This window comes from Streptomyces mirabilis (genome assembly GCF_018310535.1).
Lineage (GTDB): Bacteria > Actinomycetota > Actinomycetes > Streptomycetales > Streptomycetaceae > Streptomyces.
Window position 1 is genome coordinate 6,273,679 of the sequence record NZ_CP074102.1, and the last position, 14,967, is coordinate 6,288,645.

At 69.7% G+C, this 14,967-nt stretch carries 12 protein-coding genes; 5 read left to right on the top strand and 7 right to left on the bottom strand.

Translation table 11 applies throughout. The annotated features are described in order from the left end of the window. Positions 1–19: 19 nt before the first annotated feature. The 3 genes from SMIR_RS27655 to panB all read right to left on the bottom strand — a co-directional run bounded on the left by SMIR_RS27655 (position 20) and on the right by panB (position 2,975). Positions 20–844 (bottom strand): ABC transporter permease, encoded by an 825-nt coding sequence (locus SMIR_RS27655; RefSeq protein WP_168490818.1) that lies wholly within the window; start codon positions 842–844, stop codon positions 20–22. Further along, positions 841–1,869 carry an efflux ABC transporter ATPase subunit, DrrA-related gene (locus SMIR_RS27660; RefSeq protein WP_168490817.1) on the bottom strand — a complete coding sequence of 343 codons (1,029 nt, stop codon included), beginning with the start codon at positions 1,867–1,869 and terminating at the stop codon, positions 841–843. The genes SMIR_RS27655 and SMIR_RS27660 overlap by 4 nt, the downstream gene beginning before the upstream one ends. Before the next feature lie 218 nt (positions 1,870–2,087). Then, the gene (panB, locus tag SMIR_RS27665) at positions 2,088–2,975 is read right to left on the bottom strand and encodes a 3-methyl-2-oxobutanoate hydroxymethyltransferase (RefSeq protein WP_168490810.1); all 888 of its coding nucleotides are present in this window, start codon (positions 2,973–2,975) and stop codon (positions 2,088–2,090) included. Between the two features lie 202 nt (positions 2,976–3,177). Here panB and SMIR_RS27670 point away from each other — a divergent pair, with 202 nt between their 5' ends. From SMIR_RS27670 to SMIR_RS27685, 4 genes are all read left to right on the top strand, one after another. After that, positions 3,178–4,770: an MFS transporter gene (locus SMIR_RS27670; RefSeq protein WP_168490808.1), complete on the top strand. Its 1,593-nt coding sequence runs from the start codon at positions 3,178–3,180 to the stop codon at positions 4,768–4,770. Between the two features lie 52 nt (positions 4,771–4,822). Then, positions 4,823–5,443 (top strand): TetR/AcrR family transcriptional regulator, encoded by a 621-nt coding sequence (locus SMIR_RS27675; RefSeq protein ID WP_168490806.1) that lies wholly within the window; start codon positions 4,823–4,825, stop codon positions 5,441–5,443. A 213-nt stretch (positions 5,444–5,656) separates the two neighbouring features. Next, positions 5,657–6,715 (top strand): endonuclease/exonuclease/phosphatase family protein, encoded by a 1,059-nt coding sequence (locus tag SMIR_RS27680; RefSeq protein WP_168490804.1) that lies wholly within the window; start codon positions 5,657–5,659, stop codon positions 6,713–6,715. 191 nt (positions 6,716–6,906) lie between these two features. Further along, the gene (locus SMIR_RS27685; RefSeq protein WP_168490802.1) at positions 6,907–8,130 is read left to right on the top strand and encodes an MFS transporter; all 1,224 of its coding nucleotides are present in this window, start codon (positions 6,907–6,909) and stop codon (positions 8,128–8,130) included. Between the two features lie 163 nt (positions 8,131–8,293). On the opposite strand, the gene SMIR_RS27690 is transcribed toward SMIR_RS27685, so the two are convergent. The 4 genes from SMIR_RS27690 to SMIR_RS27705 all read right to left on the bottom strand — a co-directional run bounded on the left by SMIR_RS27690 (position 8,294) and on the right by SMIR_RS27705 (position 14,244). Then, positions 8,294–10,048 (bottom strand): NAD+ synthase, encoded by a 1,755-nt coding sequence (locus tag SMIR_RS27690; protein ID WP_168490800.1) that lies wholly within the window; start codon positions 10,046–10,048, stop codon positions 8,294–8,296. 252 nt (positions 10,049–10,300) lie between these two features. Next, positions 10,301–12,250: a S53 family peptidase gene (locus SMIR_RS27695; protein WP_168490798.1), complete on the bottom strand. Its 1,950-nt coding sequence runs from the start codon at positions 12,248–12,250 to the stop codon at positions 10,301–10,303. Between the two features lie 687 nt (positions 12,251–12,937). After that, positions 12,938–13,570, bottom strand: coding sequence for a DUF305 domain-containing protein (locus SMIR_RS27700; protein WP_212728426.1), 633 nt, complete (start codon positions 13,568–13,570; stop codon positions 12,938–12,940). A 5-nt stretch (positions 13,571–13,575) separates the two neighbouring features. After that, positions 13,576–14,244 carry a thioredoxin-like domain-containing protein gene (locus tag SMIR_RS27705; RefSeq protein WP_168490796.1) on the bottom strand — a complete coding sequence of 223 codons (669 nt, stop codon included), beginning with the start codon at positions 14,242–14,244 and terminating at the stop codon, positions 13,576–13,578. 195 nt (positions 14,245–14,439) lie between these two features. Between SMIR_RS27705 and SMIR_RS27710 the strand changes: the two genes are divergently transcribed. Then, complete coding sequence (locus SMIR_RS27710; protein WP_168490794.1) at positions 14,440–14,901, top strand: Rrf2 family transcriptional regulator; 462 nt, start codon at positions 14,440–14,442, stop codon at positions 14,899–14,901. The last annotated feature ends 66 nt before the right edge of the window (positions 14,902–14,967 follow it).

Genomic DNA, 14,967 nt, shown 5'->3' on the forward strand with positions numbered 1-14,967 from the left:
GTGGTCCTGCGAGCGAACGTCAGCTCTTGGTGCGGAACTTGTGGATCGCGATCGGCGCCATGACCAGGGTGAGCCCCGCCGTCCAGGCGAGGGTCACCCACAGGCTGTGCGTGACCGGGCCGCCCACCATCAGGCCGCGCGTGGTGTCCGCGAGCGCGGACAGCGGGTTGTAGTCGGTGAAGTTCTGCAGCCAGCCGGGCATGGTCCGGGTCGGCGAGAAGATGGACGAGCCGAACTGCAGGGGCATCAGCACGAGGAAGCCCATCGCCTGCACGGACTGCGCGTTCTTCATCGTCACCCCGAGGACCAGGAAGATCCACATCAGGGACGAGCCGAAGAGGACGGAGAGCCCCACGGAGGCGAACAGACCCGGCCAGTTCGTGATGTCGAAGCCGACCAGCACGCCGACGATCATGAGGATCGTCGTCGCGACGAGCATCCGCATCAGCTCCACCACGATCTTGGCGAAGAGCACGGAGCCCTGGCCGATCGGCAGGGTGCGGAAGCGGTCCATCACCCCCTTCTGGAAGTCCTCGTTGAAGCCGGTGCCGACGGCCGTGGCGATGTTCATCGCCGTCATCGCCATCAGACCGGGCACCACGTACTGCACGTACCTGTCCTGCCCGCCGCCGAGCGACTGCCCGATGGAGCCGCCGAAGACGTACACGAACAGCAGGGTGAAGACGACCGGCATCAGGACGGCGTCGAACATCGACTCCGGGTCCTGGCGGATCCACAGCAGGTTGCGGCGGACGAGCGCGCCGATGTGGCGCGCGTGCGCGCGGGGCGAGATACGGGGGTCGCCCTTCGCGGCGAGGGGGGCTTCGGCGACGGCGGTACTCATGCGGAGACCTCCTCGTAGGCGCGGGCGGGGGCGGCATCCTGCGGGGCACTGGCCTTGTGGCCGGTGAGGGACAGGAACACCTCGTCCAGGCTGGGCAGTTCGGTGGAGATGGAGCCGATCGTGATGCCGCGCGCGGTGACCGCGCCGACCACGGCGGTGAGCTGTTCGTCGCTGAGGATCGGGACCAGCACGGTGCCGGTCTCGGTGTCCACGACGGAGGCGGCGAGACCGGTGAGGCCCAGCTCGTCGAAGAGGGCGGCCAGCGGGCGCAGCTCCAGCGGGTCCACCGGGCGGATGCGCAGCGTGCGGCCGCCGACCCGGGCCTTCAGCTCGTCGATCCGGCCGCTGGCGATGACCTTGCCGCGGTCGATGACCGTCAGCTCGGAGGCCAGCTGCTCGGCCTCCTCCATGTACTGGGTGGTGAGCAGCACGGTGGCGCCGTCCGCGACCATCCGCTTGACCTCCTTCCACACCTCGTTGCGGGTGCGCGGGTCGAGTCCGGTGGTCGGCTCGTCCAGATAGAGGACGGACGGGTGGCCGATCATGGAGGCGGCGAGGTCGAGACGGCGGCGCATACCGCCGGAGTACGTCGATGCCGGACGCTTGGCCGCCTCGGTGAGCGAGAAGCGCTCAAGGAGTTCGTCGGCACGCCGACGGGCGTCCTTGCGGGGCAGGTCGAGCAGCCGCCCGATCATGTACAGGTTCTCCCAGCCGGGGAGCTTCTCGTCGACCGAGGCGTACTGACCGGTCAGGCCTATCACCCGGCGCAGCTGGCGGGGCTGCGTGAGCACGTCGTAACCGGCGACGGTGGCCCGGCCGGCGTCGGGGGTGATGAGGGTGGACAGGATACGGACGAGGGTGGTCTTGCCGGCACCGTTGGGACCCAGCACCCCGAGGACGGTTCCCTCGCGGACGTCCAGGTCCACGCCGTCCAGAGCCTTGGTCTCGCCGTAGTGCTTGACCAGCCCCCGCACGGAGACGGCGCTGCGGGCGCCGCTGTCGGGGTTCTTGTCGATTCGCGTCATGCCCATCAAGGTGCCAGCGCCCACCGACAAACCACCTACAGCTCGCCTACAGCGCCGTACGCTCACCGATATATCGTCGACAGACGTTCGCGCGTATCACCGTGGTGCGTGCGCTTCGCGCACGGCGACAGCCCGCCGACGGGGGAAATCGGCGGGCTGTCTTGGTGCCGCAGTGGTTCAGAGGGCCTCAGGTGTTCATGAGTCCCAGGTCCAGGTGCTCAGTGGACGGAGTGCTCCTCAAGAGGGAACGTTCCGCCGACGACGTCGTCGGCGAACGCGCGCGCCGCGTTGCCCATGACCTCGCGCAGATCGGCGTACTTCTTCACGAACTTCGGCACCCTGCCGCCGGTGAGGCCGAGCATGTCGGTCCACACCAGGACCTGCGCGTCGGTCTCCGGACCCGCGCCGATGCCGACGGTCGGGATGTGCAGGGTGCGCGTGACCTCGGCGGCGAGCTCCGCCGGGACCAGCTCCAGGACGACCGCGAACGCGCCCGCGTCCTGGATCGCCTTGGCGTCGCGCAGCAGCTGCTGGGCGGCCTCCTCGCCGCGGCCCTGGACTCGGTAGCCCATGGAGTTCACGGACTGAGGGGTCAGGCCGATGTGCGCCATCACGGGGATGCCGGACTCCACGAGCAGCTCGATCTGGCGGTGCGAGCGCTCGCCGCCCTCCAGCTTCACCGCGCCGACCCCGGCCTCCTTGACCAGGCGGGTGGCGGAGCGCAGGGCCTGGACGGGGCCTTCCTGGTACGACCCGAAGGGCAGGTCGCCGACGATCAGTGCGCGGCTGGTGCCGCGCACGACCGCGGCGGACAGCATCGTCATCTCGTCGAGGGTGACGGGGACGGTCGTCTCGTATCCCAGGTGGCAGTTGCCCGCCGAGTCACCGACGAGCATGACCGGGATGCCGGCCTCGTCGAAGACGGACGCGGTCATCGCGTCGTAGGCGGTGAGCATCGGCCACTTCTCGCCGCGCTCCTTGGCTGTGGTGATGTCGCGGACCGTGATGCGGCGGGTGCTCTTGCCGCCGTACAGCGCCTTGCTGCTGTCGGTGGTCGCCCGCGCACCCTCCGCGGGCTGCTTCGGGGCAGCCGAAAGCTGCGTCATCGCAACGGCTCCTTCTGTCATCTCGAGGCGCCCTGCCGGCGTCCCCGGATCCCCTACATGGTGGCACCTCGTGCCACCGGGGGCCAGACCGGGTCGAGCGACGTACGTCTCGGTGGACCATAGGCCCATCTCTTCGTAAGGTCTCTGTAAAGGATTTTCGATACGAGACGGTCCCGTATCGAAAATCGCTAGGCTCGGCCCCATGACAAATCCCGCAGCCCACGTCGAACGGCGCGTGCCCGAAGCCGTGCACCGGCGCCGCTGGGCCATTCTCGGCGTGCTCATGCTCAGCCTGTTGATAGTGGTGCTGGACAACTCCATCCTCAACGTCGCGATCAAGACGATCTCGACGCCGGCGCCCACCGGGCTCGGCGCCACCCAGAGTGAGCTGGAGTGGGCCATCAACGCCTACACGCTCGTCTTCGCGGGGCTGCTCTTCACCGCGGGCCTCCTCGGCGACCGGCTCGGCCGCAAGAAGGTCCTGCTCGCCGGACTCGCCGTCTTCGGCACCGGTTCCGCGCTGGCCGCGGAGGCCGGCTCGCCCGTCCAGCTCATCGTGTTCCGCGCGCTGATGGGCTTCGGCGCCGCCTTCGTGATGCCCGCCACCCTCGCCGTCCTCATGAACGTCTTCGAGCGCGAGGAGCAGCCCAAGGCCATCGGCATCTGGGCCGGCGGCGTCGGCATCGCCATCGCCATCGGCCCGATCACCGGCGGCGTGCTCCTCGCCCACTTCTGGTGGGGCTCGGTCTTCCTGATCAACGTGCCGATCGTGCTGCTCGCGCTCGGCCTGATGTTCTGGCTGGTCCCGGACTCCCGCGACCCGAACCCCGGCCGCATCGACATCGTCGGTGTCGTCCTGTCCGTCATAGGGCTCGTCCTGCTCGTCTACGGCATCATCAAGGGCGGCCAGCTCGCCTCCTTCACCGATGCGGCGGTCCTCGCGACCATCGGCGCCGGAATCGCCGTCATCGCCTGCTTCGTCATCTACGAGAAGCGCAGCGACCATCCGTCCATCGACATCACCTACTTCAAGAACAAGGTCTTCTCGGCCGCCATCGCCGCCATCGCGCTCGTCTTCTTCGCGATGATGGGCGTGACCTTCTTCTCCGTCTTCTACACCCAGAGCGTGCGGGGCTACTCGCCGTTGAAGACCGGTGTGCTGCTGCTGCCGCTCGCCGCGGCCCAGCTCTTCTTCGCGCCGCGCGCCCGCCTCGTCGTCGACCGCTTCGGCAACCGGGCCACCTGCACGGCGGGCCTGCTGCTGCTCGGAGCGATGCTCGGCGCCTTCGCGACCCTGGACGCGGACACGCCCATCTGGCTCCTGGAGGTCATCTTCTTCCTCATGGGCACCGGCATGGCGCACATCATGACCCCGACCAGCGTCGTCATCATGCAGGCCCTGCCGCGCGAGAAGGCGGGCTCCGCCTCCGCCCTGAGCAACGTCTTCCGTCAGGTCGGCGGCGCCCTCGGCATCGCGGTCCTCGGCTCGGTCCTCTCCTCGGCCTACCGCAACGGCATCGAGGACAAGCTCACCCTCCTGCCGGCCGGCCTGCGGCACACCGCGGGCGAGTCCATCGAGGCCACCCTCGGCGTCGCCGCCAAGCTCGGCCCCCGGGGCGACGCCCTCATCACCCCGGCCAACGACGCCTTCCTGCACGCCATGCACGTCACCGCCCTGTGCGGTGCGGGCATCGCGCTGGTCGGCGCCGTGATCGTGGCCCTGTTCCTGCCGGGCCGCGGTTCGACCCCGCAACAGGGCAAGGAGGAGACGGAGTTGGTGGCCGCCGAGCGCTGACAGGGCGCGGCAGGGAGAATTGCGCCAGTACCACCGAGGAAAGGAGCGACACGTGAGCCTCGCGGACAGCCGAGCCAGGCAAGAGGGGTCCCCCCGGGGGCGCCCCCGCAGCGAGGCCGTGGAGCGCTCCATCATCGAAGGCGCGATAAAACTCCTGGAGGACGGCGTCCCCCTCGCGGACATCTCCATCGAACGCCTGGCCAGGACCGCGGGCGTCGGCAAGGCGACCATCTACCGCCGTTGGAGCGGCAAGGAGGAACTCTTCGTCGACGTCATGCGCGCCACCGAGCCCCCGGATGCCGAACTCCCCGGCACCTCGATGCGCGACGACCTGATAGCCCTTCTGGAGCCGCTGCGCCAGCGGGGCCTGGCCAGCCGCTCCTCGGCGCTCCTGCACAACGTCTACGCCCAGATCAAGTCCAGCCCCAAGATCTGGGACGCGTACCAGGCGATCGTCATCGAACCGCGGCGTCTGACCACCTTCGAGGTCCTGCGCCGCGGCCAGCGGGACGGCGAACTCCGCGACGACGTGGACATCGAGGTCATGAACGACCTCTTCGTCGGCCCCATGCTGGTACGCGCCGTCATGCGCCCGGACGCCGAACTCCCCGAGGACCTGGCCGAACAGATCGTCGACACGGTACTCGCGGGACTGCGTCCCGCCAGGCCTTAGTTCATCCTCTCGTTCATCCTCTCGGCCGATGCGCCGAATGTGCGCGTTTCGTCACAGAGGCCGCGCTCCGCCCCGTATTCGGAACTCCGAACACCGAGTTGTTCGTCCTCGTGCCCGTACGGCCGTCCCCGGACGGCGAGATCGACGCCGATCATCCCCTAGGGTCGTAGCCGAGGGGCTGACGGTGTGCACGGCAGGTTGTGAGGCGACGGTATGGCGCAGGCGTACGTGACGGAGACGGGCAGCGACGGCTCGGGGCCCGAGCGTCGAGGTCCCCGGCTTCGACGCCTGCTGGACAAGCTCCGGCGCTCGCTGGGCTCCTGGCGCGGCGACCGCGGCATCTGGCGCCGCGGACTGATCCTGGCCGCGCTCGCCCTGATCCTCGCCCTGGTGATGCTGCTGCACGCGCAGATCCCCAACAGGATCGGCAACCTCGGCAGTCTCACCGAGACGTTCCTGCCGTGGCTCGGCATCCTCATCCCCGTCCTGCTGGTCCTCGGCCTCGTGCGGAAGTCCGCGACCGCCCTGATCGCCGTCCTGCTGCCCGGGATCGTCTGGCTGAACCTGTTCGGCGGACTGCTCACCGACCGGACCGGCGCGGGCGGCGACCTGACCGTCGCCACGCACAACGTCAACGCGGAGAACCCGGACCCTTCCGGTACCGCCCGTGACGTGGCCGCGTCCGGCGCCGACGTGGTGGCCCTGGAGGAGCTGAAGGCCACGGCGGTCCCCACCTACGAGAAGGCGCTCGCCCCGACGTACAGGTACCACTCCGTGGAGGGCACCGTCGGGCTGTGGAGCAAGTACCCGATGACCGGAACCGAGCCCGTCGACATCAAGCTCGGCTGGACGCGCGCGATGCGCGCCACGGTGACGACCCCGAACGGCCAGGTCGCGGTGTACGTCGCCCATCTGCCCTCGGTCCGGGTGAAGCTGCAGGCCGGGTTCACCGCCCGCCAGCGTGACCGGAGCGCCGACGCGCTCGGCGAGGCGATCGCCGCCGAGTCACTGCAGAAGGTCATCCTGCTCGGCGACCTCAACGGCACGATGAACGACCGCGCGCTGAACGCCGTCACCTCGCAGATGCGCTCCACCCAGGGCGCGGCGGGCAGCGGCTTCGGGTTCAGCTGGCCCGCGTCGTTCCCGATGGCCCGGATCGACCAGATCATGGTCAAGGGCATCGAGCCGGTGACCTCGTGGACCCTGCCCGAGACCGGCAGCGACCACCTCCCGGTCGCCGCCCGCGTCAAGCTCGCGGCAACCGGATCTTAATCTCCTGGAATACTGGGCCTGCGAGACTTTGTTCCATAGCTGAACTTACGGAGCCCGTGCACACCGGTGTGCACGGGCGCGTCCGTGCGCGCAGGTACCCAGGCCACTGGGACACCGGTGTGCACGGACCCGGGCTCGTCCCCGCCCGTCCTCTTCTCCTTTGTGCACTCCGCTCCTTTGAAAGGCCCCTCATGCCACTGGCCCTGCTCGCCCTAGCCGTGGGCGCCTTCGGCATCGGTACCACCGAGTTCGTGATGATGGGCCTGCTGCCCGACGTCGCGGACGACCTCCACATATCCATCCCCAGCGCGGGACACCTCGTCTCGGCCTACGCCCTCGGCGTGGTGATCGGCGCCCCGCTGCTCGCCGCGGCCACCGCCCGGATGTCCCGCCGCAAGGTCCTCATCGCCCTGATGGGGCTCTTCGTGGCAGGCAACGCGCTCTCCGCCTTCGCCCCCGACTACCACTGGCTGCTCGCCGCCCGCTTCGTCAGCGGTCTGCCGCACGGCGCCTTCTTCGGCGTCGGCGCCGTCGTCGCCACCAACCTCGTCGCCCCCGAGCGCAAGGCGCGCTCCGTCTCGCTGATGTTCCTCGGCCTGACCGTCGCGAACATCGCGGGCGTCCCCGTCGCCACCTTCATCGGCCAGCACTTCGGCTGGCGAGCCACCTTCCTCGGCGTGAGCGCGATCGGCCTCGCGGCGATAGCCTCGCTCGCGTTCCTCATCCCGCGTGACCACACGCACGCCCCCACGGGCGGCCTGCGCGGCGAGCTGGCCGCCCTGCGTTCGCTCCCCGTGTGGCTGGCGCTCGGTACGACGGTCGCGGGCTTCGGCGCCCTCTTCTCCGCGTACAGCTACATCACGCCGATGCTGACGGACTCCGCCGGGTACGCCGACTCCAGCGTCACGCTGCTGCTCGCGCTGTTCGGCGTCGGAGCGACGGTCGGCAACCTCGTGGGCGGCCGCCTCGCGGACCACTCCCTGCGCGGCACTCTCTTCGGCGGACTCGTCTCGCTGGTCACGGTCCTCGCCCTGTTCCCCGTCCTGATGAGCGCCCAGTGGAGTGCGGCCGTCGCGGTCACCCTGCTCGGTACCGCCGCCTTCATCACCGGCTCGCCCCTCCAGCTGATGGTCATGGAGAAGGCCTCCGCGGCGCCGTCCCTGGCGTCCTCCGCCAACCAGGCCGCGTTCAACCTCGCGAACGCCGGCGGTGCGTGGATCGGCGGCATCGCGCTGGCCGCGGGCTTCGGTACGACGTCGCCCGCGCTGGCGGGGGCTCTGCTCGCCGTCCTCGGCCTCGCGGTCGCCGCGACGGCGTACGCCGTGGACCGCCGCCGCGCCGAGGTCCCCGCCCCCACGCCGGGCCGCCTGGTCGCGAGCCACGTGCCCCCGCACCCGGAACACGCCCATCACTGACGCAAGGAGCCGCGCCCAAGGGCGCGGGGAACTGCGCGCCCAGCCCCTACAGGCCCGCAGCCAAAGAGCTCACCCGAGGGGTCTGGGGGCAGAGCCCCCAGGTACGGGACGGTACGGGTAGGGGCGGCGGGGGCGAAAAAACTCACCCCCGCCCCCCACGCCGTCACGCGTGCTCGCGCCACCGATTGGTGATCGGAAGCCGCCGGTCCTTCCCGAACCCCTTGGCGGAGATCTTCGTGCCCGGCGGATACTGCCGGCGCTTGTACTCCGCCGTGTCCACCATCCGCAGCGTCTTCACCACCAGCTCCCGATCGAACCCCGCCGCGACGATCCCGTCCGCCCCCTCGTCCCGGTCCACATACCGCTCGAGGATCGCGTCCAGCACGGGATAGTCGGGGAGGGAGTCCGTGTCGACCTGGTCGGGACGGAGCTCCGCGCTCGGCGGCTTGGTGATCGAGTTCTCGGGGATCGGCGGGGTCTGCCCCCGCTCGGCCGCCGACCGGTTCCGCCACTCCGCCAGCCGGAAGATCGACGTCTTGTACACGTCCTTGATGGGCCCGTACGCGCCCACGGAGTCGCCGTACAGCGTCGAATACCCCACCGCCAGCTCGGACTTGTTCCCCGGCGCCAGCACGATGTGCCCCTCCTGGTTGGAGATGGCCATCAGCATGGTGCCCCGAAGGCGCGACTGGAGGTTCTCCTCGGCCAGTCCGGTCAGCCCCAGCGACGACATATACGCGTCGAACATCGGCTCGATCGGTACCGTCCGGAAATTCAGCCCCGTCCGCCGAGCCAGCTCCGCCGCGTCCCCCTTGGAGTGGTCGGAGGAGTACTTCGACGGCATCGAGACCCCGTACACGTTCTGCGCGCCCAGCGCGTCGCACGCGACCGCCGCGACCAGCGCCGAGTCGATGCCACCGGACAGTCCGATCAGCACGGACCGGAACCCGTTCTTCGCGACATACGCCCGCAGTCCGACGACCAGTGCCGAGTAGACCTCCTCGTCGGCGTCGAGCCGCTCCGCGTAGCCGCCGGCGAGCTCCGCCTCGTACGACGGCAACGGCTCCTGCGACAGCACCAGCCGCTCGATGCGCAGCCCGTCGTCCACCACACCCGTCACCGGCTCGGCGGCGCCCGCCGGCAGGTCCAGGTCCAGTACGACACACCCCTCCGCGAACTGCGGCGCCCGCGCGACGACCTCCCCGTCCCGGTCGACCACGATGGAGTCGCCGTCGAAGACCAGCTCGTCCTGCCCGCCGATCATGGCGAGGTAGGCGGTGGTGCAGCCGGCCTCCTGGGCCCGCTTGCGCACCAGTTCGAGGCGGGTGTCATCCTTGTCGCGCTCGTACGGCGAGGCGTTGATGGACAGCAGCAGCCCGGCCCCGGCGGACCGGGCCGCGGGCACGCGTCCGCCGTCCTGCCAGAGGTCCTCGCAGATGGCGAGGGCCACGTCGACCCCGTGCACCCGCACGACCGGCATGGTGTCGCCGGGCACGAAGTAGCGGAACTCGTCGAACACGCCGTAGTTCGGGAGGTGGTGCTTGGCGAAGGTCAGGGCCACCCGGCCCCCGTACAGCACGGCGGCGGCGTTCTGCGGGGCGCCGGCCGGCTGCCCGTACTTCGGCTGGGCGGTCTCGGACCGGTCGAGGTAGCCGACGATCACCGGCAGCTCCCCGAAGCCCTCGTCGGCCAGCCGGGCGGCCAGCCCGCGCAGCGCCGCGCGGGAGGCCTCGACGAAGGACGACCGCAGGGCCAGGTCCTCGACGGGATACCCGGTCAGCACCATCTCGGGGAACGCCACCAGATGCGCTCCCTGCTCGGCGGAGTGCCGGGTCCAACGGACGATCGCCTCGGCGTTGGTGGCGAGATCGCCGACGGTCGAGTCGATCTGATTCAGGGCGAGGCGTAGTTGAGGCACGGGCCCAGTGTAATCGTCAGAGCGACACAATGGGGTGTGGGGCGCCCCACGTGGAGACGCCCGGCCCCCGGCGCGCCGGCGCGGTGAACAGCGTCAGCCGTCCCCACCGCTCCAGGCTCCTCGTCGTCATGCCCGGACCGCTTACCACCATGGGGTATCCGGCATCGCCGGCCGTACGCCCGGAAAGCCCGGAAACGCGGACGCCCGCCCCTCGACGAGGGGCGGGCGCAGCGGAGATGCGACGGAGGACCGTCAGTGACCGTGGTTGGAGCGGTACGACTCGACGTAGCCCGAGGTGGGCGTGCCCACACCGGTGACGTCGTCGTAGCCGCGCACGGCCTTCAGGGAGCTGTCCTTGCCGAGGCTGCGGACGGAGGTGAGCAGACCGCCCGACGCGTCGAAGGAGTTGGCGAAGTCCACGCGCGCCACGGCGAGTTCGGAGCCCGTGGGGGTGTCCGTCACGTCGTGGTACGCCTTGGAGCCGTACTTCGCGTAGATCGACGGGTTGGCGAAACCGATCGCCTTGCCGCCGCGCGCCTCCTGGGCCAGGGCCTGGACGGCCGCGATCACCGGCGCGGCGAGCGAGGTGCCGCCGATCCGGTACTCGCTGTACTGCTGGGACCCGTCCGGGAAGGTCTGCGTCTGACCGACCTTGAAACCGGTGTTGGGGTCGGCGACCGCCGCGATGTCCGGCACGGTGCGCATGGCCGTCGTGCCGTTGGCCTTGGCGAGCGCGCCGGGCACGACACCCTTCTGGTAGAAGGGCTGCGCCACGGTCTTGCTGGTGCCGCCGCCCGCGCCCGAGGTGAACGCGCCCGGGAATCCGGTCCAGCTCTTGCCGTCGGCCGCGAGAGCGGCCTTCTCGGTGCCCCAGCCGGTCTCGAACTGGTACTTGTCACCCTTGCCGACCGCCAGCGAGGTACCGCCGACCGCCGTCACCCACGCCGAGTTGGCCGGGGTGTCGACCTGCTTCGTGCCGGTGTTGGCGACCTCGTCACCGTTGTCACCAGAGGAGAAGTAGAAGCCGATGCCCTCGACCGCGCCGAACTGGAACGTCTGGTCGTAGGCGGCCGCGAGGTCCGGCGTCTGGTTGGCCTCGATGTCGCCCCACGAGTTGGAGACGATGTCGGCCAGGTGGTTGTCGACGATCTTGTTCAACGAGTCGAGCAGATCGTTGTCGAGGCAGGACGCGGCACCCACGTACGTGATGTTCGCGTCCGGCGCGACGGCGTGCACGGCCTCTACGTCGAGGGTCTCCTCGCCGTACCAGCCCGCCGCCCCGCACGCCTCGGTCTGCGTGTAGGTGCCGGGCAGCACCTGACGCAGCTGGCTGCTGCTGTACGCCGAGTCACCGTTCTTCTTGGCGTACGTGGCCGCGTCGAACGCGATGGTCGGCGAGGCGTACGCGTCGGTGATGGCGACGCGCACACCCTTGCCGGTGCGCTTGCCCGCGCCGTAGGCGGCGCGCAGCTGCTTGCCCGTGTAGCCCTGGATCGCGTACGGGATCTTCGTGCCGTACGCGTCCGGCAGGGTGCTCGCGATGTTCGAGCCGAAGTACGAGGAGAACGGCCCGGAGTTCTTGAACACCGCGTCCGGGGGCGGCAGCGTGTCGTCGTGCGTCGCCTTGTGCGGGGCGTTGTCCAGGCCGGTGACGGTCAGGACGGCGCCGTTGAGGGCGGCCGGCGCGGAGGCCGTCTTCGACGGCGCCCGGTAGGTCTTGTTGCCCTTGGCGTAGTTGTGGAGCTGGGTGCCGAACGCCTTCTCGGCGGCGGCCACGTCACCGGTGACGGAGACGTAGTGCTGCGTGGTGCCGGTGACCTTCAGGCCCGCCGACTTCAGCCACGAGGTCACCGCGGCGACCTGCGCCTTGGTGGCACCGAAGCGGGCCTGCGTCTGCTTGGCGCTGAGGTACTTGCCGTACGCGGCCGAGTTCGGGTCGGACACGGCCTTGGCGTACGCGGCCAGACCGGCAGCGTTCCGGCCGGCCAGGTAGACCCGGGCGGAGACCTGGGAGTTGTCGGACGAGGCCCCCTTGTCCGCCTTCGCCGTGGCCCACGCGGGCTTGGTGCCCGTGAGGGTGTCCCGGCTGGGACCGTCCGCGGCGTTGGCCGTGGGTATACCGAGCGCCAGCGCGCCGGCGAGCAGCGGCAGTGTCGCTGCCATGCTCACCCCGGCGCGCATGGTGGCGCGATTGGATCTCATAAAACCCCCTGCGATGCGGTTCGTCGCATGTGTGGTCGTTCGTGATGTGCGAAACCGTGTGCCGGAACCGAGGGCACGCGGAATGGATCACGCTGGGGGTCACTCTGGCGATGAACCGTTCATGCCAGGGGAATGAGAAGGCCAAGGAAACACCAAGTGGCCGCGATTGAAGGGCATTTGGGACGGTATGCCGTCACCCTCACCCTGGATGTAGGGATATCCCTCGTTTTCTTGTAAAGGGGTTCCCAGCTTCTGTAAGCGTATTGCGACATCGGCAGGTTCGTGGTTCGTCCCGGCGACGGTAAGCGCTTCGCGGCCCGGCGCGTGCGGGGGCTTTGAAGCAGCTGGAGTTCGAAGAGCTCCACCGGCGCGGCAGGGGCGTCCACCCGGGCCCTCGCCGAGATCTTCGCCAAGGTCTTCGCCAAGGTCCTCGCCGCCTGGCCCTGGGTGCGGCTGCGTCCCGCCCCACCGTGCGGCGCGACCGCGACGATCAGGGCGATCCGGCGGATGCCGGGTCGGGTGGCCTCGGCCCGGTGCCGCCGGTCGTGCTCCGCGGACTGCCACGGCGCCGGCGGGAGGTGGTCGCCCTGCGGGCCTTCCTCGACCTCGACACCGCGACCACCGAGACCACCGCGAGGGCTCTCGGGGTCGCCCCGCGGGACCGTCACCGCCCGTCCCCCCCAGGCCCTAGTCGCGGGCCTTCGCGCCCCGTTCCTTGAGCATGTCCGCCATCAGCTGGATCTCCGACTGCTGCGCGTCGACCATGCCCTGGGCGAGCTTCTTCTCCACGCCGACCGTGCACTTCGCGACGCAGCCCTCGGCCATGTGGATGCCGCCCTTGTGGTGGTCGGTCATCAACTGCAGGTAGAAGACCTCCGCCTGCTTGCCGCTCAGCGTGTTCAGCTTCTTCATCTCGGTGTTGGTCGCCATGCCGGGCATCAGCGCGCCGTCCTTGCCGGACGCCATGTCGCCCATGCCCATCCACGTCATGGGCGCGTCCGCCGACACCTTCGGCAGCTCCCACAGGTCGAGCCAGCCCAGCAGCATGCCGCGCTGATTGGCCTGCGTCTGCGCGATGTCGTACGCGAGCCGCCGTACCTCCACGTTGTCCGTACGGTCGCGCACGATGTACGACATCTCGACGGCCTGCTGGTGATGGACCGCCATGTCCCGCGCGAATCCCGCGTCCGCCGAGTCGGCCGACGGCACCTTCGTCCCCGAGGACCCCGAGCCGTCGCTCTCGGCGACCGCGTACGTGATCGCCCCGGCGGCCACCAGTACCGCCGCCGTGGTCCCCGCGATCCAGCCCACCTGGCGCATCTGGCTCACTGCGACAGGCCGTTGGTGCAGGCGGCGCCCGGCTCGGGCGTCTGCTTGCCCTGCACGAACTCCGAGAAGAACTTGTCGACGTTCGGGTCGCTCGCGCTCGTCACCGTGCGCTGCTTGCCCCATGCGCTCAGCATGATCGGGTCCTTCTGGTCCTCGACGGGGCTCATCAGGGTGTACGGCGTCTTCTTGACCTTCGCTTCGAGCGCCTTCACATCGGCGTCGGAGGCCTTGCTGTTGTACGTCACCCACACCGCGCCGTGCTCCAGCGAGTGCACGGCGTTCATGTTGTTGATCGCCTTGCTGTAGACGTCGCCGTTGCAGTTCATCCACACCGGGTTGTGGTTGCCGCCGACCGGGGGCTCCATCGGGTACTTCACGGTCTTGGTGACGTGGTTGCGGGACAGCGTCCCCGACCAGGTCTCCACGCCGTCCTTGCCCGTGACGAAGTGCCCCGAGCCGCCCTTCGAGTCGCTCGCCGAGGTGCCGCTGTCGTCGGACTGCGACTTGACCAGGACGACACCGCCGACGACGAGACCGGCGACTATCACCGTGCTGGCCGTGATCGTGAGGATCCGGTTACGACGCTCCCGGGCACGCTCGGCCTTGCGCATCTCTTCTATGCGCGCCTTGCGCTGCGCGGAGGTGGTGTTCTTGGCGGAACCCATGGCGAGTCCTTATGGGGATGGGACGGTCGGGTCCGCTGATCGTAATGGGGCGAGGGTGCTCAGTACGAAGGGAGGGCACAGAATGTCCAAAGGAGACACCCTGTGGCGCAGCTGCGCAAGGGTGGGACGCGGCCCTGTTCGGTTGCTCCGTATGGATAATTTGAGCGGTAGATGCGTATTAACTACGCTGGCGGCATGAGGCTGCTGCGCTCCACCGACCTGGCCCTGCGCGTCCTGATGCGGCTCGCCGTCGCCGACGGGTCGACCCCCACCACCCGCGAGGTCGCCGCGGACATGGACGTCCCCTATACCCATGCCGCGAAGGTCGTCGCCGAGCTCCAGCACCTCGGACTGCTCGCGGCCCGCCGCGGCCGCGGCGGCGGTCTCGGCCTCACCGAAGCGGGGCGTACGGCTTCGGTCGGTGCGATCGTCCGCACCTTCGAGGGCGACGGTGACGTGGTCGACTGCGAGGGGGCGGCGCCCTGCCCGCTCCACACCGGCTGCCGACTGCGGGGCGCGCTGCGGCGGGCTCAGGAGGCGTTCTTCGCCTCGCTGGACCCACTGACGGTGGCGGACGTGGTCGCCGCGCCTACGGGGCCGCTGCTGCTGGGGATCTCCGGCAGGCCGACCTCGGCTCTGACATCAGATCACAGATGACAGCTGACGAAATCTGTCATCTGTCATCTGATGCCTGATACCTGAAGTCCGCCGCCTGCTCTCTGC

Bases quoted from the DNA above. Each gene is read 5' to 3' on its own strand.
- SMIR_RS27655 (WP_168490818.1), bottom strand. From the start codon at position 844: ATGAGTACCGCCGTCGCCGAAGCCCCCCTCGCCGCGAAGGGCGACCCC.
- SMIR_RS27660 (WP_168490817.1), bottom strand. From the start codon at position 1,869: ATGACGCGAATCGACAAGAACCCCGACAGCGGCGCCCGCAGCGCCGTC.
- panB (WP_168490810.1), bottom strand. From the start codon at position 2,975: ATGACGCAGCTTTCGGCTGCCCCGAAGCAGCCCGCGGAGGGTGCGCGG.
- SMIR_RS27670 (WP_168490808.1), top strand. From the start codon at position 3,178: ATGACAAATCCCGCAGCCCACGTCGAACGGCGCGTGCCCGAAGCCGTG.
- SMIR_RS27680 (WP_168490804.1), top strand. From the start codon at position 5,657: ATGGCGCAGGCGTACGTGACGGAGACGGGCAGCGACGGCTCGGGGCCC.
- SMIR_RS27685 (WP_168490802.1), top strand. From the start codon at position 6,907: ATGCCACTGGCCCTGCTCGCCCTAGCCGTGGGCGCCTTCGGCATCGGT.
- SMIR_RS27695 (WP_168490798.1), bottom strand. From the start codon at position 12,250: ATGAGATCCAATCGCGCCACCATGCGCGCCGGGGTGAGCATGGCAGCG.
- SMIR_RS27700 (WP_212728426.1), bottom strand. From the start codon at position 13,570: ATGCGCCAGGTGGGCTGGATCGCGGGGACCACGGCGGCGGTACTGGTG.
- SMIR_RS27705 (WP_168490796.1), bottom strand. From the start codon at position 14,244: ATGGGTTCCGCCAAGAACACCACCTCCGCGCAGCGCAAGGCGCGCATA.
- SMIR_RS27710 (WP_168490794.1), top strand. From the start codon at position 14,440: ATGAGGCTGCTGCGCTCCACCGACCTGGCCCTGCGCGTCCTGATGCGG.